General features: G+C 46.2%; 26 protein-coding genes and 1 pseudogene. 13 read left to right on the top strand and 14 right to left on the bottom strand.

The window, feature by feature from the left end; all coding sequences use genetic code 11:
* Positions 1 to 247: 247 nt before the first annotated feature.
* Both QUA56_RS03820 and QUA56_RS03825 read right to left on the bottom strand, forming a co-directional pair.
* Positions 248 to 1,543 (bottom strand): HEAT repeat domain-containing protein, encoded by a 1,296-nt coding sequence (locus QUA56_RS03820; protein ID WP_333353440.1) that lies wholly within the window; start codon positions 1,541 to 1,543, stop codon positions 248 to 250.
* Positions 1,544 to 1,588: 45 nt separating this feature from the next.
* Positions 1,589 to 2,164 (bottom strand): CPBP family glutamic-type intramembrane protease, encoded by a 576-nt coding sequence (locus QUA56_RS03825; protein WP_333353443.1) that lies wholly within the window; start codon positions 2,162 to 2,164, stop codon positions 1,589 to 1,591.
* A 56-nt stretch (positions 2,165 to 2,220) separates the two neighbouring features.
* Between QUA56_RS03825 and QUA56_RS03830 the strand changes: the two genes are divergently transcribed.
* Complete coding sequence (locus QUA56_RS03830) at positions 2,221 to 2,511, top strand: acylphosphatase (RefSeq protein ID WP_333353446.1); 291 nt, start codon at positions 2,221 to 2,223, stop codon at positions 2,509 to 2,511.
* Positions 2,512 to 2,967: 456 nt separating this feature from the next.
* Here the strand turns inward: QUA56_RS03830 and QUA56_RS03835 are convergent, their stop codons facing one another.
* A complete protein-coding gene (locus QUA56_RS03835) occupies positions 2,968 to 3,615 on the bottom strand; it encodes a phosphoribosylanthranilate isomerase (protein ID WP_333353449.1) in 648 nt (215 codons plus the stop codon).
* A gap of 133 nt (positions 3,616 to 3,748) precedes the next feature.
* On the opposite strand from QUA56_RS03835, the gene psaK reads away from it, so the two are divergent.
* The 5 genes from psaK (at position 3,749) to QUA56_RS03860 (ending at position 8,290) form a co-directional block, all read left to right on the top strand.
* Positions 3,749 to 4,033 carry a photosystem I reaction center subunit PsaK gene (gene psaK / locus QUA56_RS03840; RefSeq protein WP_333353452.1) on the top strand — a complete coding sequence of 95 codons (285 nt, stop codon included), beginning with the start codon at positions 3,749 to 3,751 and terminating at the stop codon, positions 4,031 to 4,033.
* Positions 4,034 to 4,114: 81 nt separating this feature from the next.
* Positions 4,115 to 5,311 (top strand): site-2 protease family protein, encoded by a 1,197-nt coding sequence (locus QUA56_RS03845; RefSeq protein WP_333353454.1) that lies wholly within the window; start codon positions 4,115 to 4,117, stop codon positions 5,309 to 5,311.
* Positions 5,312 to 5,355: 44 nt separating this feature from the next.
* Entirely contained in the window at positions 5,356 to 5,493 is a 138-nt protein-coding gene (locus tag QUA56_RS03850) for a hypothetical protein (RefSeq protein ID WP_333353457.1), read from the top strand.
* Between the two features lie 8 nt (positions 5,494 to 5,501).
* On the top strand, positions 5,502 to 7,478 hold the full coding sequence (locus QUA56_RS03855; RefSeq protein ID WP_333353460.1) for an adenylate/guanylate cyclase domain-containing protein: 1,977 nt from the start codon (positions 5,502 to 5,504) through the stop codon (positions 7,476 to 7,478).
* 17 nt (positions 7,479 to 7,495) lie between these two features.
* Positions 7,496 to 8,290 carry a DUF928 domain-containing protein gene (locus QUA56_RS03860; protein ID WP_333353463.1) on the top strand — a complete coding sequence of 265 codons (795 nt, stop codon included), beginning with the start codon at positions 7,496 to 7,498 and terminating at the stop codon, positions 8,288 to 8,290.
* 76 nt (positions 8,291 to 8,366) lie between these two features.
* Here QUA56_RS03860 and QUA56_RS03865 read toward each other — a convergent pair whose 3' ends face one another.
* On the bottom strand, positions 8,367 to 9,128 hold the full coding sequence (locus QUA56_RS03865; RefSeq protein ID WP_333353465.1) for a biotin/lipoate A/B protein ligase family protein: 762 nt from the start codon (positions 9,126 to 9,128) through the stop codon (positions 8,367 to 8,369).
* A gap of 143 nt (positions 9,129 to 9,271) precedes the next feature.
* Here QUA56_RS03865 and QUA56_RS03870 point away from each other — a divergent pair, with 143 nt between their 5' ends.
* Both QUA56_RS03870 and QUA56_RS03875 read left to right on the top strand, forming a co-directional pair.
* Complete coding sequence (locus QUA56_RS03870; RefSeq protein WP_333303548.1) at positions 9,272 to 9,598, top strand: thioredoxin domain-containing protein; 327 nt, start codon at positions 9,272 to 9,274, stop codon at positions 9,596 to 9,598.
* A 233-nt stretch (positions 9,599 to 9,831) separates the two neighbouring features.
* Positions 9,832 to 11,082, top strand: a complete 1,251-nt coding sequence (locus tag QUA56_RS03875; protein ID WP_333353468.1) for an LL-diaminopimelate aminotransferase — start codon at positions 9,832 to 9,834, stop codon at positions 11,080 to 11,082.
* A 345-nt stretch (positions 11,083 to 11,427) separates the two neighbouring features.
* Here the strand turns inward: QUA56_RS03875 and QUA56_RS03880 are convergent, their stop codons facing one another.
* Together QUA56_RS03880 and surE are read right to left on the bottom strand one after the other, a co-directional pair.
* On the bottom strand, positions 11,428 to 11,826 hold the full coding sequence (locus QUA56_RS03880; protein ID WP_333353471.1) for a hypothetical protein: 399 nt from the start codon (positions 11,824 to 11,826) through the stop codon (positions 11,428 to 11,430).
* A gap of 125 nt (positions 11,827 to 11,951) precedes the next feature.
* A complete protein-coding gene (gene surE, locus QUA56_RS03885) occupies positions 11,952 to 12,758 on the bottom strand; it encodes a 5'/3'-nucleotidase SurE (protein WP_333353474.1) in 807 nt (268 codons plus the stop codon).
* A gap of 223 nt (positions 12,759 to 12,981) precedes the next feature.
* Between surE and pheS the strand changes: the two genes are divergently transcribed.
* Positions 12,982 to 13,986: a phenylalanine--tRNA ligase subunit alpha gene (gene pheS, locus QUA56_RS03890; protein ID WP_333353477.1), complete on the top strand. Its 1,005-nt coding sequence runs from the start codon at positions 12,982 to 12,984 to the stop codon at positions 13,984 to 13,986.
* Between the two features lie 244 nt (positions 13,987 to 14,230).
* Here the strand turns inward: pheS and QUA56_RS03895 are convergent, their stop codons facing one another.
* Positions 14,231 to 14,887 carry an aspartate/glutamate racemase family protein gene (locus tag QUA56_RS03895; RefSeq protein WP_333025910.1) on the bottom strand — a complete coding sequence of 219 codons (657 nt, stop codon included), beginning with the start codon at positions 14,885 to 14,887 and terminating at the stop codon, positions 14,231 to 14,233.
* On the opposite strand from QUA56_RS03895, the gene QUA56_RS03900 reads away from it, so the two are divergent.
* Together QUA56_RS03900 and QUA56_RS03905 are read left to right on the top strand one after the other, a co-directional pair.
* Complete coding sequence (locus tag QUA56_RS03900; protein WP_333353480.1) at positions 14,886 to 15,068, top strand: hypothetical protein; 183 nt, start codon at positions 14,886 to 14,888, stop codon at positions 15,066 to 15,068. The two genes, QUA56_RS03895 and QUA56_RS03900, sit on opposite strands and share 2 nt — an antisense overlap.
* Before the next feature lie 113 nt (positions 15,069 to 15,181).
* A pseudogene (locus QUA56_RS03905) lies at positions 15,182 to 15,517 on the top strand (tRNA ligase subunit PheS family protein); the annotation flags it as partial.
* Between the two features lie 336 nt (positions 15,518 to 15,853).
* On the opposite strand, the gene QUA56_RS03910 reads toward QUA56_RS03905, so the two are convergent.
* On the bottom strand, positions 15,854 to 16,297 hold the full coding sequence (locus QUA56_RS03910) for a hypothetical protein (RefSeq protein WP_333353483.1): 444 nt from the start codon (positions 16,295 to 16,297) through the stop codon (positions 15,854 to 15,856).
* Positions 16,298 to 16,896: 599 nt separating this feature from the next.
* Here QUA56_RS03910 and QUA56_RS03915 point away from each other — a divergent pair.
* Entirely contained in the window at positions 16,897 to 17,868 is a 972-nt protein-coding gene (locus QUA56_RS03915) for an SH3 domain-containing protein (protein WP_333353485.1), read from the top strand.
* Positions 17,869 to 18,034: 166 nt separating this feature from the next.
* Entirely contained in the window at positions 18,035 to 18,205 is a 171-nt protein-coding gene (locus QUA56_RS03920) for a hypothetical protein (RefSeq protein ID WP_333353487.1), read from the top strand.
* A gap of 31 nt (positions 18,206 to 18,236) precedes the next feature.
* On the opposite strand, the gene QUA56_RS03925 is transcribed toward QUA56_RS03920, so the two are convergent.
* The 6 genes from QUA56_RS03925 to QUA56_RS03950 form a co-directional block, all read right to left on the bottom strand.
* A complete protein-coding gene (locus QUA56_RS03925; RefSeq protein WP_333353490.1) occupies positions 18,237 to 18,665 on the bottom strand; it encodes a hypothetical protein in 429 nt (142 codons plus the stop codon).
* Positions 18,662 to 19,324: a glutathione S-transferase family protein gene (locus QUA56_RS03930; RefSeq protein ID WP_333353492.1), complete on the bottom strand. Its 663-nt coding sequence runs from the start codon at positions 19,322 to 19,324 to the stop codon at positions 18,662 to 18,664. The genes QUA56_RS03925 and QUA56_RS03930 overlap by 4 nt, the downstream gene beginning before the upstream one ends.
* Positions 19,325 to 19,379: 55 nt before the next feature.
* The gene (locus QUA56_RS03935) at positions 19,380 to 19,880 is read right to left on the bottom strand and encodes a hypothetical protein (protein ID WP_333353495.1); all 501 of its coding nucleotides are present in this window, start codon (positions 19,878 to 19,880) and stop codon (positions 19,380 to 19,382) included.
* Complete coding sequence (locus QUA56_RS03940) at positions 19,834 to 20,328, bottom strand: hypothetical protein (RefSeq protein ID WP_333353497.1); 495 nt, start codon at positions 20,326 to 20,328, stop codon at positions 19,834 to 19,836. The genes QUA56_RS03935 and QUA56_RS03940 overlap by 47 nt, the downstream gene beginning before the upstream one ends.
* 87 nt (positions 20,329 to 20,415) lie before the next feature.
* Positions 20,416 to 20,796: a hypothetical protein gene (locus QUA56_RS03945; protein WP_333353500.1), complete on the bottom strand. Its 381-nt coding sequence runs from the start codon at positions 20,794 to 20,796 to the stop codon at positions 20,416 to 20,418.
* A 177-nt stretch (positions 20,797 to 20,973) separates the two neighbouring features.
* Positions 20,974 to 21,339 carry a Tse2 family ADP-ribosyltransferase toxin gene (locus QUA56_RS03950; protein WP_333353503.1) on the bottom strand — a complete coding sequence of 122 codons (366 nt, stop codon included), beginning with the start codon at positions 21,337 to 21,339 and terminating at the stop codon, positions 20,974 to 20,976.
* Between the last annotated feature and the right edge of the window lie 161 nt (positions 21,340 to 21,500).

Consider the following 21,500-nt stretch of genomic DNA (forward strand, 5'->3'; position numbering starts at 1 on the left):
TACGCTTGGGTTAATGTTTTTTTGTCCGAAGAGAGCTTTGGGCGAAGCATAAGCCCGAAGGGCCCGCACGCGCCTTCGGAGTATCTATTTTTCACAGGGTTTTGTCTCCATGAGTGTCAGATCCCAAGCGTATTGGATTTTAACTCTGGGAAAACTCCTGCTATAGTTAGATAATTCTATTTTCAAAAGTAGTCGGGCAAGGGCGTTGCTCCAGGCTCAGCGACATTCAACCCGACCTACTAACTGCTTAACGTTTTGGTTTCTTCACCTCAACAGTTTTCGGCTTAGCCGGCGGAGTGCGCGGATAAAACTTAAACTTATTGAGCGCAGCACTTGCCGATTTAGCCACACCGCTATCTGTATCGCGCAAAGCTTTTTGCAACAGCGGAATCACTTTTTCAGACTTAATCATTGCTAGTGCTTCCACAGCAGCTTCGCGTACCTCCGGGTGAACATCTTGAGCTAATTTTCCCAAAGTTTCTATTACTCGCTGACCTTCGGCTCTCAGAGGATTAGTAGCAGCCATTTTACCTAAAGCAGACGCTCCAAACTTGCGGGTTTCTGTGTCCTGACTTTGAACGCATCCCATCAACTGCGCCACCGAATAGCTTGGTGCTTGTCTGGCAATTGGAACCTGTTGTTCGACCTGGGGTTGATGTTCAATTGATTGTGGTTCAGAAAATTCTGTGTAATTTAACTCTTCTTCAAATTCTGTTTGATTTAACTCGCTTGACTGTTCCTGCCAAACTGCTTGTGGTGGTAAATCTTCTCCAAATTCTGTGGAATTTAACTGACTGAACTGCTGCTGGGAGACTTCTTCTTGTTGTACGTTACTCTCGTACTGCTCTTGCAAAGACCTAATAGTTGCTTGCATCTGAGCTTCGTGAGCTTTCAACTGCTCGTTAGCCGCTTGCAACTGACTCTCGTATTGCTGTTGCAAAGCCTCCATAGTTAACTGCATCTCAACCTCGCGGTTCTCATATTGCTCGGCAGTTTGCCTCAATCGAATTTCGTGATCGTTTTGCAGGCTTTGCAAATGTTGCTCGATCTGAGCTTGATAATTTTGATGTAATTCGTCAGCAACTCTGAGTAAATGATGTTCGTGTTCTGCTTGCAAAGATTGCATATTTTCCTGCAGCCTAGCATTGTTAGCGGCCTCTAATTCCTGGCTGACTTGTCGGAGCTGATTTTCGTGTGCGCCGGTCACTTGTTGGAGCTGACGATCGCGTTCTGCCAGAACTTGTTGGAGCTGATTTTCGTATTGGTTAGTAACTTGTCTGAGCTGATTTTCGTATTGGTTAGTAACTTGTCTGAGCTGATTTTCGTGTTCGAGAGTAGCTTGTGTAAGCTGATTTTCCCGTTCTCCTTGCTGAGATTCGACAGCTTGTTGCACCCGAGACATCTGAGCTATTTCTATTTCCTCAGTAATTCTGCGAGTTTGCTGCAAGTATTCTTGCTTTTGCTTCTTTAACCGCTTTTCCACTAACCAGTAAGCAACTGCTATCCCTGCCAAAAAACCTACGATCGCTCCTATGATACCCACAACTGAGATCCTCCCGACAAAATAGTTATCCTAGACTTTTTACATTTAACCATACAGCCTCCTGTAACCGCCCAGCAGCAGCAGCCAGGCTGTCACTGCCAGCCAGTGAATCGCCACCGCAGGCCAGATAGAACCGCTTTGCAGGTATGCGATGGAGCACGCAACTCCCAAAATTGCCGCCAGCAGCAAAAACACTGGATTCATAAAGGTCGATCGACCAACCGGGTAAAAAGTCAGCGCGTTCAGCGGGTGGTAAACTACAAAAGCCGCCAAACTCGCGCATCCCCAAAACCACAGCATTAACCCAGAAGCATTCTCCAACGGATGCGGCAGCATTAACACGCGGAAATATACTTCCTCGGTAATCCCCGGACTTAACAAACAGCCAACGAGCACTCCCACAATTGTACGCCTGGAGGTTTGCACATCAACTTTCAGAAATCCAGACCAAAAACCGATGGGAAGCGCGATCGAAGTGTAAATCAGCGCGATCGTAACTGCAACCAGCCAATCAGTGAAATCGGGAATAGTTGAAAAAGCCAGAGTGACGCGGCGTACCAGCAATCCCGGCAGCGCGTGAAGCGGAGCTATCCCGAAGGGAATCGCACTAAAATTGAACATAATCAAACTGATCCTTAAAATTTTTAAACAGATGTTAGCAGTAAGTTGACCCGTTTATGCAAAACCAATCACCGCCGCCCGTCAGAGTCCGCCTGTTTGTTTCGGGATTAGTTCAAGGAGTAGGATACCGATATTCAACAATGAATCAAGCAAAGTATTTCGGCCTCAGCGGCTGGGTGAGAAATCTCCCCGACGGCCGCGTCGAGGCTGTCTTTGAAGGCGATAAAAAAGCTGTTGAAGGAATGATCGGTTGGTGCCGCCGCGGCCCCACCGGTGCTAGGGTTAGTGAGTTGGTTTTGGAATACGAAGACCCGGAGGGCGATCGCACTTTTGAGCTCCGCCGATAAAATAATAAACGGCATAAACTGCGGTTGAAACTGCCACTACACAAACGAAGCCTGCCTTGGCAGACTAAAGTATAAAGTCACAACCTCCCGATCGAAATCGGCGGTTAAAACCGCTACTGTATAGCGGTTCTCAAGTAAGTGAGGTACGTAGCCCTAGCTTTAGCCCTCTTAATTGTGCTTATGTAGTTAAGTGAGGTAAGCACCGCCATCAACTTCCATTAAGTAGTAGGACACAATTAATTACACAAAAGTTGGGCTACAAGCCTTGTCTAGTAAAAAATTAGCAAAAAATCAGTGTGTAATTAATTCTGTTTAATTACTTACCAATTAATACTCATACCTCATCTACCTGAGAAAGGCTATACAAACGAAGTCTGCCTAGCCTGCGGCAGGCTTCGCTCACCCAAACTCAAGAATGAATCCGATAAAAAGCGCGGATTTGGTATTGCCAATTTATCAATGATTAGCAAGTTGAGTTAATTTAGCGAACAACTGAGCAACTTTGGTCAAATCTTTATCTCCCGGCGCTATTTCTACGCCGCTAGAAAGGTCAACACCGCTGAAGTTATAGCCGATCGCGCTATCAATTGCATTTAAAACATTATCCGCTGTTAAACCGCCCGCCAGCAGCCAAGGACACTGCGGTCTAAAGCCTGCTAACATCATCCAGTCGATCGTTTTGCCAGTACCGCCGAGTTGATTGGGATGGTAAGCATCCAGCAGTAAAGTATCGACACGAACAGCGTAAACAGCCGCAGTCTCTAGAGTTTCAGGAGTCTTAACTCTCAGGGCTTTGATAATTTCAATTCCCGGCAAAAACTCGCGCAGCCGATCGCAATATTCGGCTGTTTCATCTCCGTGTAACTGCACCCCGCTTAAATTTGACTCTGCCGCTACTTGACAGATATTTTCTATTGTGGTGTTAGCAAAAACGCCGATGCGATCGACATTTTCCGGCAACTGCTCGACAATCAGGCGAATAGTTTCTGGGCTGACATAGCGCGGGGAAGCCGGCACACAGATAAACCCCAAAGCTTGGGCTCCCAAGCGGGCGATCGCAATTCCTTGGTCTAATTTAGTGATTCCGCAAATTTTAACCCGCACTCTTCCTCCTCCGTTCCGAATTTGTATCAAAATATAAACGAATTGTTAACTATTAAAACAAATCTTAGTTTAATGCAAACCGCTTTTTATAATCTTGGAAATCAATTGATCTGTGAAATCAGGAGATAAGAACGTGATCAACTCATCTTTGCTGTTAGCCGTACAATCTACCGTTCCCTCAACGCCGGAGTGGTCGCCACTGGTAGGACTGACAATGATTTTATGCAACTTGCTGGCGATCGCGATCGGCTACTACGGCATAAACAAGGACAACCGAGGCAAGGGCCCAGCTTTACCCGTTGAAGTGCCTGGAATGTTCAAAGGCTTCGGCATACCAGAATTGCTAGCAACAACCAGCTTGGGCCACTTGCTCGGAGCTGGAGTAATCTTGGGCTTAGGAAACGCCGGAGTTCTTTAAAAATCAAGGCAAGGGGAAAGGCAAGGGGAAGAAAAGATATAATAGAAACTCTTTCTTCCTCTCATGCGGCAGGAAACTTTCATGCAGACAGGTTGGCGAATCGGAACTTTATTTGGCATCCCCCTACTTATAGATTACTCGTGGTTTATAATTTTAGCCCTAGCAACCCGCCAATACGCGAGCGGTTACCGCTTGTGGGGGCCTGCGCTCTCCTGGAGTGCGGGGTTGGCAATAGCTCTGCTGCTGTTTGCTTCCGTGCTCTTGCACGAACTCGGACACAGCTTGGCTGCCATATCGCAAGGCATTAAAGTTAATTCTATTACCCTATTCTTATTTGGTGGAATTGCATCGATCGACTCGGAATCAAAAACTCCCGGTCAAGCTTTTCAAGTAGCCATCGCCGGCCCTCTCGTCAGCTTTGCGCTGTTTTTAATACTCGGTTTGGGATCTCAAGTTCTCCCTCAGACAAGTTTGATTGCAATTGTGGCAGAAAGAGTAGCAGAAATTAATTTAGTTTTGGGATTATTTAACTTAATTCCCGGCCTGCCTTTGGACGGAGGACAAGTTTTAAAAGCAGCAATTTGGAAAATCACCGGATCTCGATTTGCCGGCGTTCGCTGGGCGGCAAAAACAGGGCAAGTTTTAGGTTGGCTGGCCGTTGCTTTCGGTCTAAGTTTATGCTTGTTAGCGCGCGAGTACGGCGGCTTGTGGATTGCGCTAATCGGCGGGTTTGCGATTCGCAATGCTAAGGCCTACAGCCGCTTTGCTTCCTTGCAAGAAGCCCTGATCAAAATTAAAGCCGGCGATGCGATGAGCCGCGATTTTCGAGTGGTAGATGCAGATTTGACTCTGCGAGAATTTGCCGATCGATATTTGTTAGAAGTCAATCCGTTTCCATTTTACATTGCTGCGACCAACGGGCGAGATTTGGGCTTAGTGTCGATCGACGATATCCGCTTCACAGAACGCAGTCAATGGCAACTTCAGACTTTGCACAAAATTGTAAAACCCCTGGGAAAAACCCCCACAGTCTCAGAAAAAGCATCCATCGCAGAAGTAATTAACAGCATGGAAGCCCGTCAACTCCCCCGAATCATCGTTCTCTCGCCGATTGGTTCAGTAGCAGGAACGATCGATCGGGGTGACGTGGTTAAAGTTTTGGCAAAATACCTCAAACCGCAGATTTCCGAAGCCGACATCAAGCGCAGCAAAGAAGAAAACAGCTATCCTCAAGGATTGCAATTAAGTGCGATCGCCAAAACCGCACAAGACAACTAAAAATTTGGCATTAGTCAAACAATTTGGGATTTGGGATTTGGGATTTGGGATTAAAAGAAGCAGAACCCCCGGATTCATCTGTGCAGACCATGTATCCAATTCCATTATCTCAAATCAAAAATCCAAAATTGTTTGATAAGTTAAGAGGTGGTGCATTTTTTCAAGGAAAGTTGAAAAAATAATTATCGATATGCCCAAATTTTTGGCTCAATTTCATCATAAGTTGAAGCAGAGAGACTGGAGTTGGAAAAACTTAACTCATTTCTTCCAATTCCCTGACTTGCAACCTCTTGCTATTACCTGCATTGTCGTGACAGGAACTCTATTGGGAGTGCGACATTTAGGCTGGTTGCAGCCACTGGAATTAAATGCTTTTGACGTGATGGTGCAGTTGCGCCCCGATGCGGGCCCTGACCCTAGGTTGCTGGTAGTAACAATTACCGATCTGGACATTAATAATATTGAAAAATGGCCAATTTCCGATCGCACTTTAGCAAAAGCGATCGCCGAAATAGCGCGTCTTGAACCCACAGCTATTGGCATAGATATAATTCGCGCGACTCCCTACGAACCGGGGAATGCAGAATTAGCAACTCAACTGAAAAACCCCAAAGTATTTCCCATTACTTTCATCGGCAACTCAGAGTACGATCGAGCTCCGCCACCTCCCAACATACCAAAAAAACGGATAGGATTTAACGATTTAGTCCTAGATCCTGATGGTAAAGTGCGTCGAAATTTGATGTTTGTTGGCGATGGGAAAACCACACATACTTCATTTTCAATGCGGCTAGCTTTTGCCTATTTGGATAGCAAAAAAATAGATGCTAAATTGACAGAAAAACAAGAAATTCAGGCTAATAAAACAGTATTTTCAAAATTGCGATCGAACTCAGGAGGTTATCAAAACATTAATGCCCAAGGCTATCAAGTCTTACTCAATTACCGCTCTGCTGAAAATATAGCAAAGACAGTGACACTAACTCAAGTTTTGGATCGAAAAGTCGATCCAAAATTGGTGAAGGGTAAAATAGTGCTAATAGGCGTTACAGCGCGAACTGTCAAAGATTTCTTTTCCAGCCCTTACAGCGCTACTGCAAGCGGAAACCAGCCGATGCCTGGGGTATTCATTCACGCAACGGCAACCAGCCAAATTCTCAGTGCAGCTTTAGACGGCAAAGGGCTATTTTGGTATTGGGACGAATGGCAAGAAATTCTCTGGATCGCTGTTTGGAGTGCAGTGGGCGGCTGTTTAGCTTGGCGGCTAGAAAAATCGCTGAGTTTGATGGGAAGTGCGATCGCAGCTTGCGGCTCATTATTCGGATTCACCTTTTTCCTATTCATCCAACAAGGGTGGATACCTCTAATTTCCCCTGCTATGGCACTTTTAATCACCGCAGCAGTTGCAGTCACCTATAAATACGAGCAGTCGAGGCAACAGGAAGGGATTGTGATGAAATTATTAGGACAACAAACTTCACCCGCGATCGCAAATGCCCTGTGGAAAGAGCGCGTCCATCTCCTCGAATCAGGGTTATTGCCTGGCCAAAAAGTTACTGCTACGATCGTCCTCACCGACTTGCAGGGTTTTAGTACAATCTCCGAAAAACTACCGCCAGAAGTAGTAATGAGTTGGTTAAATGAGTATTTATCAGCAATGGCCCAAGAAGTCCAAGCACATCAAGGCGTGATTAATAAATTTACCGGAGATGGAATGCTGGCAGTATTTGGCGTACCCATTCCCCGCACCACTCCAGAAGAAATTGCCGAAGATGCTCGCCTCGCCGTATCTTGCGCTTTAGCCATCAGTTCCCGCTTGCCAGAAATGAATCAAAATTGGCTCGATCGGGGTTTGCCGTCCGCAAAAATGCGAGTAGGAATCTTTACAGGGCCTGTGATGGTGGGTAGTCTGGGAGGCGCAACCCGTTTAGAATATGGAGTGATCGGCGACAGCGTAAATATTGCCTCTCGGCTCGAAAGCTGCGAAAAGGATCGGCAAGAGGACACTTGCCGGATATTGATAGCAGAAGAAACCTTACTGCATCTGGCAGACAAATTTGAGGTAGAATCTTGGGGAGCTTTGCCTTTAAAAGGCAGGGAGCAAAAAGTTAATGTCTACCGGATTTTGGGAAGAAAAAACAAAGAAAAAAAGAGAATCTATCCCTAAAAATTCATGGATTTCATATGAAAAAAACTACTAAGTTTCTCATCAATCTGACATCTGTTGGCTCAATAGTATTGATAGCAACACTTAATGCTTCCCAATTAGCAGTTGTGGGACAGCCGACTCCAAACAACGTAGATGGCGGGCCACCCACTCAATCGGGAGGGCCGCGCTTCGTTCAGCCCCGTGAAGATATCGACAATCGCCCCCCCAATCAACGGAGAAACCCTGTTGTGCGCGGTGGCTGCGGGAGCATTAGTCAGCTAAGTCTCAAAGCCTTAGTGCCTGAAAATAAGATCGGACGGACTGTTTCCGACTATCCAACATTGTTTTTCTACTTACCTCAAACAGGGGCAGAATTAGCCGAATTTACCCTAGAAGATCAAAGCCGCAACCAGATTTATAAACAGGATGTCACAATTAGCAATTTATCAGGAGTGATCGGCGTTAGTATCCCCGCTAACAAAAATGTGCCGCCCTTGGAAGTAGGCAAAAGTTACCGTTGGAATTTTACAGTGATTTGCGACTCTCAAGACCGATCGATCGATCAGATGGAAACAGGTATTGTGCGTCGAGTTGAACTCAGTGCAGATATCCGCAGTCAATTAGAGAAGGCAGATCCGCGCCAGAAAACTGTCATTTATGCTGAAAATGGGATTTGGCAAGATGCTCTGGGCACTCTAGTTGCCGCTCGTCGCGCTAATCCTAATGATGCAGAATTAGTTGCTGATTGGAAAATCTTGCTGGATTCTGTGAAATTGAGCGAAATTGCGGCAGAGCCGATCGTTCCAATTGATCCACAGCCGCAGCCATAGTTTATTGCATAGCATGGGGGCCCAGAAACCGGGTTTTGTTTTTTACAAAAATACTTCGTTGTCGCCCGCAGATTCGCTAAAAAACCCGGTTGATGAGAGTCGGAGTGCATAATTCCTGTATAGCTTCCCATTCCTCATCCGAAAGCGGCTGCACCTCCAAATCAATCCCAAAACAGCGACAAGCCGCCGCACTCAAAACATCAATTACAGTTAAAATCAAATCATCTCCCCCTTCAGATAGAGGTAATTTCACAGGAATTAATTCCTCCCCAAACACTTGAGAAAACAATTTAACATCCGGCTGCAAACGCATCGAACCGTGCTGCAAAATAGCATCACCCCGTCGCAATTGGGCGCTACCAATTAACTTGCAGCCATCAAGTGTAACTAAATCTGCAGCCGTCGCAGTACCAAAACAATTCGGATTGTGAATGTAACCCCTTCCAGCTTCCCCGTAGTGCAAATCCAAACCCATCGCCCTCCAACCCTCAATCAAAAACTCGCAAATAGTCTGATAAGCTTTCATGCGGCTGCTTCCAAATCCCGACGCCACAACTGCATAAGTTAAATCGCCTTGGTGCAACACGGCGCGCCCGCCGCTGGGCCTCCTCACCAACTCCACAGGCATTCCCTGGCAACAAGACAACTGCTGCCAAAACTCCGGCCACCTGCGCTGGTGGTAGCCCAAAGAAATCGCCGCCGGTTGCCAAGTGTAAAATCGCAGAGTTGGCGGATTTTTGCCCGCTAGATGCTGTTCCAGCAGCCATTGGTCGATCGCCATCTGCACGCTACCAGACGCCGACAACAGTGGAATTAAACGCCATACAGAATTAGCCATCAGTCCCCAGTCCTGAGTTCGCACTCAATAATTCGCAGAATGTTTTAAAATTAGTAACAGTTTTTTGGGTCTGTCTTCTAAGTTGGTGCAAGTTTTACCGAGCCGGTGCTTTAGAAATAAATAGGAAAAATAATCGCAGAACCATGAGCAACACTGTAATTGTTATTAACGACGAAAAATTTGAAACAGAAGTCCTGAAAGCTGAGCAACCAGTGCTTGCCTATTTTTGGGCTAGTTGGTGCGGGCCTTGCAAACTGATCGCGCCTTCGGTAGACTGGGTGGCGGCCAACTACAGCGATCGGCTGAAAGTGGTTAAAATGGAAATTGACCCCAATCCTAATACTGTCAAACAGTATAAAGTAGAAGGAGTCCCAGCTCTCAGGCTGTTTAAAAATGCCGAAGTAGTGCTTTCTCACGAAGGAGCTATTACTAAACAAACTTTGATCGGTTTGCTCGACGCTCACTTATAAAGTTGGGAAATGATAGGGGAGTTTCCAACTCCCAACTCACAATTATAGCAATCGCAATTTTTTTTACATCTCTCTTTTTTCCTCGATGTTCCTCTCAAACTCTGCGCCCTCTGCGCTCTCTGTGGTTATAAAAAAAACATTCACAAAGCAAATAAGAATGCCACAGCAAAAAATTAAATAATAATTTATCAATATAAAAATATTCATTAAAATCCCCCAAAATTACAAAAAATATGCAATTTGCCAAACGTTTAGAGCCACTGCAATTTAATGTATTTGCCGATATGGATCGGGCAAAAGCTCAAGCTAGAGCAGCGGGGCAGAATGTGATTGACTTGTCTCTGGGTTCTTCGGATTTGCCGGCGGCTGCTCACATTACAGATGCGATCGCACATTCTCTGTCCGACACCAGCACTCACGGCTATTTGCTGTTTAACGGCACAACAGATTTTCGGGAAGCAGCAGCTATTTGGTACGAGCAAAAATTTGGGATTTCAGTCGATCCAGCAACAGAAGTGCTGCCGTTAATTGGTTCCCAAGAAGGCACGGCGCACCTGCCTTTAGCTGTACTCAACCCTGGAGATTTTGCTTTGCTGCTCGATCCGGGCTATCCTTCCCACGCGGGCGGTGTGCATTTGGCCGGCGGTCAAATTTATCCGATGCCGATATTAGCCGAAAATGCGTTTTTGCCGATATTTGAAGATATTCCGACAGCAGTGCTGGCTGAGTCGAAGATGATGGTTTTGAGCTATCCTCACAATCCTACAACTGCGATCGCCCCGGTTGCTTTTTTTGAGAAAGCTGTGGCTTTTTGTCGGGAACACCGGCTAGTTTTGGTGCACGATTTCCCTTATGTGGATTTGGTATTTGACGATCGCAATTCTGTATCTAGAATAGAGGCGGAGCCTCTGGATATGCCTTACCAGGCAGAGCCTGGTAACGAGGAAGAATATCGAAAATTGATGGCGCCGTCAATTTTTCAGGCCGATCGAGATAAGAGTGTGGCGATCGAGTTTTTTACACTATCCAAATCCTACAGTATGGGAGGTTTTCGAGTCGGATACGCGATCGGCAATTCCGAACTAATTGCAGCGCTGCGACAGGTAAAAGCCGCAGTGGACTTCAACCAATACCGAGGGATTTTGAACGGAGCGATCTCCGCATTAACCGGCCCTCAAGATACCGTCAGAACCAGCGTAGAAACCTTCAGAAAACGGCGGGATGCCTTTGTAAACGCGCTACAGGGCATCGGCTGGCAAGTGCCCGTACCCCCCGCCACCATGTACGTCTGGGCGAAACTGCCGGAACCTTGGGCCCAAGATTCCGTAAAATTTTGCACTCAGCTAGTAAAGAGTACAGGAGTCGCAGCTTCCCCCGGTGCCGGTTTCGGGAAATCAGGAGAAGGCTACGTGCGATTTGCCTTAGTCGAGTCGCCAGCAATTTTGGAAGCAGCAGTTAGAAAAATTGCTGAGTTTGTAAATTGAGCGATGTGATATAGCCTTTCTCAGAAAGATGAGGTACTATCCGGCATAGGGCATAGGGCATAGGGCATAGGGCATAGGGCATACCTCACTTTTTTGAGAACCGCTGTATATGTCAACTTAACCCGAAACACCGTGGTGAGACTTAAGTCCACCGGACGCTTTGAGGCAGGGGTTTTAACCCCTGCCGGACTGGGGTTTTGACGTTTTTGTTGACATAAAGAAGGGCACGGGGCCTAAGTCCTTACCCGCAGCTCAAGATTGGTGCAATTGCTAAAATATTGTGATTTCTACCTAAAGGAATAGATATTTGCACGGAGTATCTGTCAGAATTCATGTTGAGAAATGTTAACGCGAGGCATCTTCAGAATTGCCAGTTCCGCTCACCCACTCTAAAAATCCTTGAAATGAATTCTGTCGCGGCAGCGATTGTTCCGTAACGGCGATCGCACATCCCAAAAATACCAAACTGCCCAAAATTGCAATCAGCGGAAAATGCTTACCCAGCCCAAAGTCGCGCTGAAGGCGAGCTAACGGCCTGCTCTCGCGCCTGAGCATCTTTCCCACCGTCAGTTGTTTGAGACTAAAAGGATCGCGCACAAAATGACCGCTCCAGCTAATTACCATGTGAGAATGGCAGTGAGGACAAGTGAATAGTCCGCTGACCATTCCGACTGGGCCTACGACGCTGGAACGGTGGCAAATCGGGCAAGTGACAGAATGAGTGTTATAGGTGGGAGCGTTCATAACTGCTTTTCTTGAGTAAAAAACCAACAACTAATTGGGAGCCTGTGTTAACGCCTAAGGCATAGACCTGAAGAGGCACTTTTCCTTAATTCCTAGTTTACCGCTCCGATCGGGTCGATCGGAGCTCACTGCTTGGGAAAACCTTCAAATTTCCAATCCCGCAACGAGTGCAAGTCGGGAGCACAGGTGAGATTGTATTGCAGGGGAGTTACCGTTATTCTGTTGTCGCGAATAGCTTGTACGTCTGTAGGAATATCATGCAGCACCGCCGGATCGGTGACTTCTTCTACATCTTCTAACAATTCGCCAGCCAGCCAATAATAAGTTTTGCCGCGCGGATCGGTGCGCTTTTGAAATATGTCGAAATAGCGGCGAATGCCTTGACGGGCGATCGCAACTCCGGTAATTTCTGCTTGTGTGACTGCTGGTATGTTGACATTCAACAGCACCGGTTTGGGCATTGGCTGTTTTTCCAACTGTGCCAGCAAGGTAACAGCGAAATCCACCGCTGGACCAAATTCCTGCGAAGTATAGCTCGCGAGGCTGAAAGCAATGCTGGGAATGCCTTCCATAATTCCTTCCATTGCGGCAGAAACCGTGCCCGAACAGATGATGTCCGTGCCTAAATTGGGCCCGTGGTTGATACCGGAGAGCACAAAATCCGGCGGTTTGTCAAGTAAAGCCCACAAAGCGAGTTTCACGCAGTCGGCGGGAGTTCCCGAACAGGCCCAAGCTTGGACTGCGGGATCAAAAATAGATTCGACAATTTCGGCGCGGATGGGTTGGTGCAGGGTAAGGCCGTGGCCGGTAGCGGAGCGCTCTCTGTCGGGACAAACTACGCTCACGTCGTGACCGGCGGCGGCGAGAGCGTTGGCGAGGCTGCGGATGCCTTGTGCAAAGATGCCGTCGTCGTTGCTAATTAAAAGTTTCATGAAAAGTTTTGTAGGCCAGATCACAATACTAAACTAAATTCAAGTCGGGCGATCGCTATAACATCCAATTACCTATTACAAATTATCCGCAACTACCGAAAATCTAAAATCTAAAATCTAAAATCTAAAATCGACAAGACTGTCGAACCAAAATTGCGCTAAACTCAACTTGGCTCAAAACTGCCCTCAATCTAAAATCTAAAATCTAAAATCTAAAATCAAAATGACTGTCCAGCTAAGCGACATTGAAACTCAACTAGAAATCCTCGGTCAAGAGTCCAAAAGTGCGATCGCCACTGTCAATACCCTCGAACAACTCGAACAGTTGCGCGTCGGCTACCTCGGCAAAAAAGGTCAACTCTCTCAAATTTTAGGCATGATGGGCAAACTGCCGCCAGACCAGCGTCCCAAAGTAGGCGCGATCGCCAATACTGTAAAAGAAGCCCTGCAAGCCAATTTAGAAGACAAGCGCGCCGCCCTCCAAACCGCCCAAATCCAAGCCAAATTAGCCTCAGAAACCATCGATGTCACCATGCCTGGGATTTTTCGCCCCCAAGGCCGCGTTCACCCCTTAAACGCCGTCATAGACCGCGCTCTCGATATCTTTGTCGGCCTCGGATACACCGTCGCCAACGGCCCGGAAATGGAAACAGATTATTACAACTTCGAGGCGCTGAACACACCGCCCGACCACCCGGCGCGGGATATGCAAGATACATTTTACCTGCCAGGAGGCGACTTGCTGCGGACTCAGACATCATCGGTGCAAATTCGCTACATGGAACAGCACAAACCGCCGATTCGGATTGTCTCTCCCGGCCGCGTTTACCGCCGCGATACTGTTGATGCTACTCACGCTGCAGTCTTCCACCAAATTGAACTTTTAGCAATAGATGAAGGTCTGACATTTACTGACTTGAAAGGTACAATTAAAGAGTTTTTACGGCAAATGTTCGGGCAAGATTTGCCGATTCGTTTCCGCACCAGTTACTTTCCGTTTACAGAACCTTCTGCTGAAGTTGATTTGCAGTGGAACGGCAAATGGCTGGAAGTTTTGGGCTGCGGAACGGTCGATCCTAACGTTCTTAAAGGAGTTGGTTTAGATCCAGAAAAATATACTGGGTTTGCGGCCGGTTTTGGTGTCGAGCGGTTCGCAATGGTACTTTATGAAATCGACGACATTCGCCGGGTTTATGCTAGCGATTTGCGCTTTTTGCGGCAATTTTAAAAAGAAAGAATTCAGGAGTCAGGAGTCATATCAAATCCGGTGGCATCGGAATGATAAGCGTGCAAGCGGATCGCGATCGAGCGCTACTTATAGCGAGCGTCCCGCTCGCACTGCAACTCGAAAAATTATGTATGATTCCGATGAAGCGCGGAAACAATATCATTCGGGAGCGCATGAATTCTAACTCCTGAATTCTTCTTCATTAATCTGAATCGAATCACTGAATTAACGAAGTATTCCTAAGTTAGGATTTAGAGTTTGGATACGCCAAATCACCCACCTTGCTGGTTCCCAGTCCCAAACCCACCAGGGCTTCCACAAGTTTGACTGCCGCACTGACCCCATCAATGACGGGAATTCCCAATTCCTGACTTAACTGAGTTGGTAAATCAGCCATGCCACCACAACCCAGTACGATCGCCCCACAATGGTCTTCTTCCAGTGCCAAGCGGCACTCTTGTAAAATTGCCGTTTTTGCGTGGGGGGTTTCTAAACTTAATACGGGTAAGTCGATCGCCCGCACCTTATGACAAAACCGGGTCATTCCATAGTTATCCACCAAATGTTGAGCAATCACCCGTGTCCTCTCTAAGGTGGTGACAATAGAAAACCCAGTGGAGATAAAACTGGCAGCGTGCATAGCCGCCTCCGCAATTCCCAACACCGGACCTTTTGCCAACTCCCGTGCTGCCAGTAGCCCCGGGTCTCCAAAGCAAGCAATCACGTAGCCATCAATTCCTGCGGCCTCCCCTTTAGAAATTTCTTCTAGCACCCCTACTACACTCATGGCTTCGTCGTAGTGTCCTTCGATTGCAGTCGGACCTGACACCGGATTGCAGGCAACAATTTCTGTTCCCGGGCTGGCAACAGCAACGGCAGCCGCACCAATCTTTTGAGTCATGCTGACATTTGTATTTGGGTTGATGACCTTGATTCTCATAGTTACTAAGTTGATACATAGAATTCTGAATGACCGCAGGCGGCTGGAGCGAGTTGCCACTCCAGATGATTGTACGATCGTCCCGGCTCTCAGTTTGTTGCCAAGTTCAGGGGCGACTGCAACAAAAAATATAATTTTATAACAATTACTTGACTTAAGTGCAGGCTTGAAATTGTTTAAAGTCTGATTCTGGAATACAAATCGATTTTTTTGCTATATTGACCTGCAATTAAGATAATGGTTTTGGTTATATGTGATGAAAGTCTGACATTTACTGACTTGAAAGGCACAATTAAACATTTTTTGCGGCAAATGTTCGGGCAAGATTTGCCGATTCGTTTCCGCACGAGTTACTTTCGGTTTACAGAGCCTTCTGCCGAAGTTGATTTGCAGTGGAACGGCAAATGGCTGGAAGTTTTAGGCTGCGGAACGGTCGATCCTAACGTTCTTAAAGGAGTTGGTTTAGATCCAGAAAAATATACTGGGTTTGCGGCCGGTTTTGGTGTCGAGCGGTTCGCAATGGTACTTTATGAAATCGACGACATTCGCCGGGTTTATGCTAGCGATTTGCGCTTTTTGCGGCAATTTTAAAGAATGGCTTGGGGTTGGTAACACGATCGATCCGTATCGAGGTGTTGGTCAATGTAAATCAATCTTCCAGTTTTAAGTATAGCGGTTCTCAGAAATATGAGGTACGTAGTTGGGCCCCGGCCCAATAAGTCTGGGTGGTTATGTAAGCTGTCAGTCATACCTCATCTTTTTGAGAAAGGCTATAAGTAAGTAAGTAAGTACAAATAAACCTCACTTGGGGAGAGGGCGGGTTCTGCAATGATCGACTCGCCCTTACTGTAGATCGGCGCTAAAGCGGCCCCTACAAGCCCCTGCAAGATATTATTGTTTTTTTGCGCTTACCTACTTATTTATTTTCTACTTGCCAAAAGCACCCTTGATGTTGTCAACAGCGCGCTCTACAGCATTCTTGGTGTTATCAACTGCTTTCTGAGTCCGAGCTGAATCTTCCTCTGCTCTTTTCTCAATTGTGGCCGCATCTTTCTTGGCTTTGCGCTCTACGACACTACCGTCATCAGATGCTCGATCGACTTTAGCAGCATTTGTCTTGGCAGTTTCCTTAACCTTCTCTTCTGTATCTCGGATGAAATTCTTGGCTCTTCCAGCATCTTTGCTGGCTTTTTCTTGAATTTTATCGCCCACATCTGCTGCTGCGATGTTTACAGCAGGAGAAGCCATTGCTGCGGTGTTCGAGAAAAACGCACCCTGCCAAACGAAGGCCATCGCTGATACGCAAAGCACAGTTGCAGCCATCCAGCGGCCGACAGTCGAAAGCCGTTTCGTAAAATAATTCAGTTTCATAGAATACAAAATGAGATATGACCTTCTATTTGTACTCGATTTGAGCGATCGGCTGAACCATTCTGTAGATAGAGGTTATCCAGCGACGAGCTGTTAAAAAAATTCCCTCTTTTGATAGATTGAAGCAATGAACCTCAGTCAACTTGAGATTTTAGATTTTATATTTTATATTTTAGATTTGACTGCACAGCCGCGCTCTGGGAGGTTTAACTAAGATGAGTCGATTTTGAGATTTTAGATTTAAAATTTTAGATTGACTCCACAGATGAATTTCGGGACTATCCCAATGTCAGTTGTTCGCGGTAATTTGAAGTAATGTTCGATCGACTGTTACGCATTTAAACTGTTAAGTTTTGACTTTCCCGCTCTCCCATTCCCCCACTCTCCCCCTTTCCCGCTCTGCCACAACCAACAAATTCTAGGCGTAGCAGCTTTATTTGTCTTCCCTGAACTCACCAAACATTAAATTATATAAATAAAAGTTGACTTGCCGTCATAAAAATGTTATATAAAGCTTTTTTATGGAAGACAAATCAATTTTTTTGCTATATTGACCTGCAATAAAGATAATGGTTTTGATTAGATGAGGAGTTGAACGGATGAAAAACTTGAGTTACTGGAACAAACCCGCTGCATTGCTGGGCGCGATCGCGATCGCAGCCGGAAGTTTGCAAGCGAATGCGATCGGTGTTGCCGCCCCATCAACACCCACTGTCAGTCAAGATGCTGAAAATATTTCCTTTGAAAATAGCGCCACCTTTCAAATAGCCCAAGCTGGCAACCTTTGCCGCAAAGTCACTCCCAAAGAAGGTTTGACCGTTCGCCAGAACCCAGACCCCAAATCCCCTAGAGTTGGCGGGGTAGCACTTAACACTCAGGTAACGCTGTCCCAAGGCGCTACTTCTGTTAAAGCCTCCGACGGCCGCCTCTGGATTCAAATTACCTCTCCCGTCAAAGGGTATGTGGCTAGCGGATATCCCAAAGACGAAAGTAATTTAGGTTCGTGCACAATTAGTCAAACTCCTTCCCCAAGTCCAGCACCAGCACCAGCACCGGCACCGACACCCCGTCCAAGTCCAGCACCAGCACCGGCACCGACACCCCGTCCAAGTCCTGCACCGACGCCAGCACCTGCACCGACGCCAGCACCTGCACCGACGCCAGCACCTGCACCTATGCCAGCACCTGCACCGACGCCAGCACCTGCACCGACGCCAGCACCTGCACCAGCACCTGCACCTGCGCCAGCACCTGCACCTGCACCCGCACCAGCACCTGCACCCGCACCCGCACCAGCACCCGCACCAGCACCTACACCCGCACCCGCAACGGGCCCCGTAAGTCTGTGCCGCCAAGTAGAACCTCGCGTAGCGCCGAAGGGTCTAGCTATCCGTGCGGAGCCTTCAAAGACTGCTGCGGTTAAAGGTGGCGTAGCGGCTAACGGTCAAGTAACGCTTGTGCCGAATTTCCAGTTAGTCAAAGATAAGAATGGAGAAAATCGCAATTGGGTTGAAATTTCAGCCCCTGTACCCGGATTCATCTCGGCTGGAAATTTGATCATGTGCAAGTAAAATTCTGAGTTCGATCGCTCTTTTTGACTAAAAGAGCGATCGACACCGAAAATAGTTTTAAGATTGTCGCGCAGCCAGGGAACAATGCGGAACAGAGACTGCTTCTTGGACTTACGCATGAATAACTTACAGCGTATTCCAGTTTATGAAATGTAGGGACACGGCAATGCCGTGTCCCTACGGGGAAGCTCACGATCGTGCGGTGTACTTCATAAATGTGGAATCTTCTGTATTTCTATCGGGAAGAAGCAGCGGTAGCGGATCTTTCTGGGCTTCTGTTTTTAATCATTGGTTTCGTCAAGTCCTAGCTTCTTTCCTCGCAACGAAGGCGGGGTGAATCAATTTAAGTAAAAAGCCGATCGACCTTTCTAACTACAGAGGCCGCTTGCCCAATCTTGGTGTCCGCGATTTGGTTGACACTTCGATTGTCGGCCAATCCAGACAATTTCCCACTTATTTTGCCTGAGTCTGAGTTCGATGCGGTGCCGCATTCCGGCAACAGAATCGTCAGCTAAACCGACGACAGTTTGGACAATTACGGCTGTTTCTCGCGTGGGATATTCAACCGAAATTTGGTCGCTTTTTCTGCCTTCAGATTCTCGATCGCTGCTAAAAAGTTTTGCTGCGATATCTTTGGGGTTGGAGACGGTAATTTGGCGATCGGCAACGAACTGTTTAGGGTTAATTGCTTCGTAGTTCGATCGGGCGGCGGGCTGCCCCATTGCTGCGATGGGAATTTGGATGCAGGTGAAAATAGCTAGGAAAAAGAGCGATCGCTTCACAAGTGATTTGTTCATGAGACTTGAGTTTGTGCGAGAAATTTTTGTCTCCGAGCTACGAAAGTCACCAAATCTGCTTCGGTGGATTGAGTTTGCTGCCAGGAGGGGCGCGCAAGCAGGCGATCGCACCAAGCTTGAATTTTAGGATAGCCGTCTAGGGACACACCAACCCAAGCTAGCAAGGGCACGACGGTACCGGCAACGCACTCGGCAAAGGTAACAGTGTTGCTAGCGAAAAAAGGGCGATCGTCCAACAAACCTTCAAAGAATTTCAACACAGTATCGACTTTTTCCTTAGCCTTTGCGATTTCCTGCGCTTGGGGAGTTCCCCATCCCATTTTTTCACTGCTGAGGGGGTAAAGTGCCGGCGCAAGTTCGTTAACCGTGACCAATTCTACCATTTTCACAACTGCCAAATCTTGCGGATCTTTCGGCAGCATTGCCGGTTCTGGATACTTCGCTTCTAGATAGTCAAGAATTGCCAGAGACTCGACGACAGTGAAGTCATCATCGACCAAAACAGGGATGCGGTGAAAAGGATTCATTGCCACAAATTCAGGATCTAAGTGATCGCCGTCCAAGTGGATTTCTACTAATTCAAAGTCGAGGTTTTTTTCTAAGAGGGCGACCCAGACGCGGCGGGAGTTGGCGGAAATGGGAGTATGGTAAAGTTTCATAATTGGTGTGCCTGGTTATTCAAAGGTAATAAAAGCCACATTTTGATTATGCACCTTAACTGTCATTTGATTTATTCTCTCCAACTTTGTCCTCTCCAGTTTCACCGTCTCCACTGTCGTCTAAATTTTTACTTTCATCGGAAAGTTCATAATTATCCATAATTTCGAGTAATAAACGCTTTAGATTCTGCTCCGGTGGGCGTTTTTCAAATTCTGCGTGCGTGTAAATCCACAGCAACACAACTTCTTGTTTTGTAATATCTAACAAATATATAAGTCGCCCCTGTTCAGCAGCTCCGCGAAGCTGAGGCATTTTAAACTCCAACTTCCACAGTTCCCATCCATCACGGCTACTGCCTTTTGGCCAAGGTTCTAAATGTCCCAACGGTGGACGGGGACGGGGGTCAACGCTCAAAATTCTGAGGAATTTTTGGAGTAATTCGACAAATTTTACTAATCCTGCCTGATTTTTACGATAGCGATCGCGGATTAGTTTTTGCTGAGTTTTATCAAAGTTCTTCGAGAGCTTGATATGAAATTGCTCTGATCCGTTCACACGCCTCCTCCGCCGTCATCGCCTCGCTAGTTTCTAACTCTGCAAAAGTCTGTTCCAGGGCTTCAGATAGTGCTTTTTGATAAGCAATATCTTCCCGTTCTAGTGCACTCAAAATCGCATTAATAAGTCTATTAAAGGCGTTAATATAAGCTACAAAACTATCGAGTTCACCTTTAAGTACAATCCAAGGTAAAGCGATAGCCAAAGAAACAAGCCCCACAAATTTAAGCAACCTCTCTTTAATTCCTTGAGGGGGTTCAATGAAAGCATAGGCAAAAACTTTGAGTAATTCTTGCGTTTCAGCAGGAATTTTTTCCCAACGGTCTTCAATTATTACAGCTAAATTGTTTGCTTTTTGAGCCAATTCCCAAAACCTTGAAGCGCTGGACGTGCGGGGCTGAAATATCTGCCGAATTTCGCTGGGGCTAATTGTGATGGTGGCTGACATTTGTCTGACCTCTGCTCACTTTACGATTAATCAGTCATTCTCAGTATATCATCAAAACAAACTTCTGGAAATCCTGTAATTGGCTGATTATTTACTTATTGTGACTTCCTGACGCACAGACGAGGTAATCGCCTCTACTAGAAATAATCGCTCACTAAGTGACAACTTCTGGGTTAATTCAACTAATTCTTGAAACGATATTTTTTTGGATGTTTCTGAAAATTTATCATTCTGATCTGGCGAAGAAACCTCACCATAACTTAAAGTTTTGACTAAAGTATTCTGCTCTAAAGTTGTCGTCATGTCTGCGTGGAGAAGCTCTAAGAATTTAATATCATTCCCTAGATCCGCAGCCTCATCCTCATCCTCTTCTATATCTTCAATTACTTGCAAACGTTCTTGATAGGCATTGATTTGGTGTTCAATCGCTTCTATAATAAACCTGAAATCTTTAAATGATAAGTTCATGCTAGTTCCCTTCCTAAAAATAAATACTCAGTCGTCCAAAGTTAATTGAAAATCCCCAAAATACTATTTTTTAAGATTTCAGGTAAAATGATAAATAGAAGAAACAAGTAATCAAACATACTATGAATTATAATTAGTAGGTTGGGTTTCTCTACTTAAACCCAACCTACTACTAACTTATTCTAGTTTATGGAACAAGGTGCCTATGAGGTGAAGTGCCTCTTTGTATTTTTCTAGAGTCATCGGTCTATTTGGCTGGAATAACCAATGACCGGGACGATCATCATTCACTAATTCCAGTTCTGGTGGAATGTCAGTGCCGAGGTCTAATTTATACCAATTTTTTCCTGAGCCTGGACTCTCATAGGTTGATATTCCTTCCGGCCGAGACATTCCTTCTGGCAACCTTTCTGCTTTTAAAGTAAGCATAACCCATAATTCACCTTGCTGTTCATAAACGGCAATATCTTTGGGTCTGACATGATCCATTCTAGGTGAATTAGCATTTCCTTGTCGATACAGGGCAACTGGTGTTTTAGTCATGTTATTAACATTCCTTACGAACTAACTAACGCAGGGTGAGGTTTTTGGGTATATAACCTCGCTCGCGTCTGAGTACAGAGGCACGGGGCCTTATAGATTGTGCGTTTAGTTAATTTCGTTCAGAGTTAAAGTTATGCCTATGCTAAAAACCGTTACCAAAA

This window comes from Microcoleus sp. N3A4, from assembly GCF_036701805.1.
Classification (GTDB): Bacteria; Cyanobacteriota; Cyanobacteriia; order Cyanobacteriales; family Microcoleaceae; genus Microcoleus.

Bases quoted from the DNA above. Each gene is read 5' to 3' on its own strand.
- QUA56_RS03880 (WP_333353471.1), bottom strand. From the start codon at position 11,826: ATGAACGCTCCCACCTATAACACTCATTCTGTCACTTGCCCGATTTGC.
- QUA56_RS03930 (WP_333353492.1), bottom strand. From the start codon at position 19,324: ATGAAACTTTACCATACTCCCATTTCCGCCAACTCCCGCCGCGTCTGG.
- QUA56_RS03910 (WP_333353483.1), bottom strand. From the start codon at position 16,297: ATGAAACTGAATTATTTTACGAAACGGCTTTCGACTGTCGGCCGCTGG.
- QUA56_RS03865 (WP_333353465.1), bottom strand. From the start codon at position 9,128: ATGGCTAATTCTGTATGGCGTTTAATTCCACTGTTGTCGGCGTCTGGT.
- QUA56_RS03830 (WP_333353446.1), top strand. From the start codon at position 2,221: ATGCAAAACCAATCACCGCCGCCCGTCAGAGTCCGCCTGTTTGTTTCG.
- surE (WP_333353474.1), bottom strand. From the start codon at position 12,758: ATGAAACTTTTAATTAGCAACGACGACGGCATCTTTGCACAAGGCATC.
- QUA56_RS03875 (WP_333353468.1), top strand. From the start codon at position 9,832: ATGCAATTTGCCAAACGTTTAGAGCCACTGCAATTTAATGTATTTGCC.
- QUA56_RS03945 (WP_333353500.1), bottom strand. From the start codon at position 20,796: ATGAACTTATCATTTAAAGATTTCAGGTTTATTATAGAAGCGATTGAA.
- QUA56_RS03940 (WP_333353497.1), bottom strand. From the start codon at position 20,328: ATGTCAGCCACCATCACAATTAGCCCCAGCGAAATTCGGCAGATATTT.
- QUA56_RS03825 (WP_333353443.1), bottom strand. From the start codon at position 2,164: ATGTTCAATTTTAGTGCGATTCCCTTCGGGATAGCTCCGCTTCACGCG.
- QUA56_RS03900 (WP_333353480.1), top strand. From the start codon at position 14,886: ATGCTGACATTTGTATTTGGGTTGATGACCTTGATTCTCATAGTTACT.
- QUA56_RS03855 (WP_333353460.1), top strand. From the start codon at position 5,502: ATGCCCAAATTTTTGGCTCAATTTCATCATAAGTTGAAGCAGAGAGAC.
- pheS (WP_333353477.1), top strand. From the start codon at position 12,982: ATGACTGTCCAGCTAAGCGACATTGAAACTCAACTAGAAATCCTCGGT.
- QUA56_RS03860 (WP_333353463.1), top strand. From the start codon at position 7,496: ATGAAAAAAACTACTAAGTTTCTCATCAATCTGACATCTGTTGGCTCA.
- QUA56_RS03870 (WP_333303548.1), top strand. From the start codon at position 9,272: ATGAGCAACACTGTAATTGTTATTAACGACGAAAAATTTGAAACAGAA.
- QUA56_RS03895 (WP_333025910.1), bottom strand. From the start codon at position 14,887: ATGACTCAAAAGATTGGTGCGGCTGCCGTTGCTGTTGCCAGCCCGGGA.
- QUA56_RS03845 (WP_333353454.1), top strand. From the start codon at position 4,115: ATGCAGACAGGTTGGCGAATCGGAACTTTATTTGGCATCCCCCTACTT.
- QUA56_RS03915 (WP_333353485.1), top strand. From the start codon at position 16,897: ATGAAAAACTTGAGTTACTGGAACAAACCCGCTGCATTGCTGGGCGCG.
- QUA56_RS03925 (WP_333353490.1), bottom strand. From the start codon at position 18,665: ATGAACAAATCACTTGTGAAGCGATCGCTCTTTTTCCTAGCTATTTTC.
- QUA56_RS03950 (WP_333353503.1), bottom strand. From the start codon at position 21,339: ATGACTAAAACACCAGTTGCCCTGTATCGACAAGGAAATGCTAATTCA.
- QUA56_RS03920 (WP_333353487.1), top strand. From the start codon at position 18,035: ATGCCGTGTCCCTACGGGGAAGCTCACGATCGTGCGGTGTACTTCATA.